This is a genomic window from Campylobacter sp. JMF_08 NE1, from assembly GCF_027737875.1.
Taxonomy (GTDB): domain Bacteria; phylum Campylobacterota; class Campylobacteria; order Campylobacterales; family Campylobacteraceae; genus Campylobacter_B.
In genome coordinates this window covers 1-1032 of record NZ_JAOVUC010000021.1, presented here as the reverse complement: position 1 = coordinate 1032, position 1032 = coordinate 1, and the positions used below count along the sequence as shown (strand labels likewise).

General features: G+C 44.5%; 1 pseudogene. It reads left to right on the top strand.

The features are described from left to right. A pseudogene (locus tag OFN91_RS08260) lies at window positions 1-1032 on the top strand (hypothetical protein); the annotation flags it as partial.

Here is a 1032-nt window from a genome sequence, read left to right as displayed (position 1 = left end):
TGGTGCAAGCGGTGTAAATTCAACCGCTTTTGGTCTTGAAAACAACGCAACGGGTGCAAATTCGCTAGCAGGTGGTGGTAGGCTTAATATAGCTAGTGGCTATGCAGCAACCACGCTAGGCGGTAGAGAAAACAAAGCTATCGGAGAAAGATCAGCTACTCTTGGCGGTAGATTTAATATAGCCAAAGGCGACGGCTCGGTTGTGCTTGGTGGCGAAAGCAATGAAGCAAACGCTACAAATTCTGTCGCTTGGGGTTCTGGCTCTATAACACATGCAGGAGCTGATAATTCAACTGCTTTTGGTGCAAATTCACACGCTTATGGTGCAAATTCTCTTGCTGCTATGGGTGGCAGGGCTCTTAAAGATAACTCTATCGCACTGGGCGTAAATTCTGTCGCAAACGGAGTAAATTCTTTTGCTACTGTTGGTGGAGTTGTTAATACCGATAATTCTATCGCTATTGGAAAGGACTCTATTGCAAATGGCAGAGATTCCGTTGCAATTATGGGCGGTAAAACTCACAACCAATACACATTTGCAGCTATGGGTGGAGATGCGACTGGATATACTAGTATCGCCATAGGTAGAAATTCTTCGACAAGTAGGATGGGAAATATCGCAATCGGCGGTGCAGTGTGGGATGGTAGTACAAATAGCGACCATGTGGATTATGAAGTTAAAATCAACGAAAAAGTCATTACGACACTTCAAATTCCAGGTCCAAAAGCAAATGGAACGGGCGCTATTGCATTAGGTGCTAGGGCATTAGCAGACAGTTCAGGCGAAGGAAATATTGCTATTGGTTATTTAGCCATAGCTAAGGATTTAGCAAACGATGATGCTGGACAAAGTGTCGCTATTGGAACGCAATCAAAAGCCATAGCTGGACAAACCATAGCAATTGGTGCTAATGCCGTAGCTAACGGATACGGCTCTATCGCTATCGGTGGTGATGATATAGGTAGCGAAACAAGCGCTCCTAAGAAAACAAAATTGGAAGATTATATCAACTTCATGGGCGGAAGCAGTGC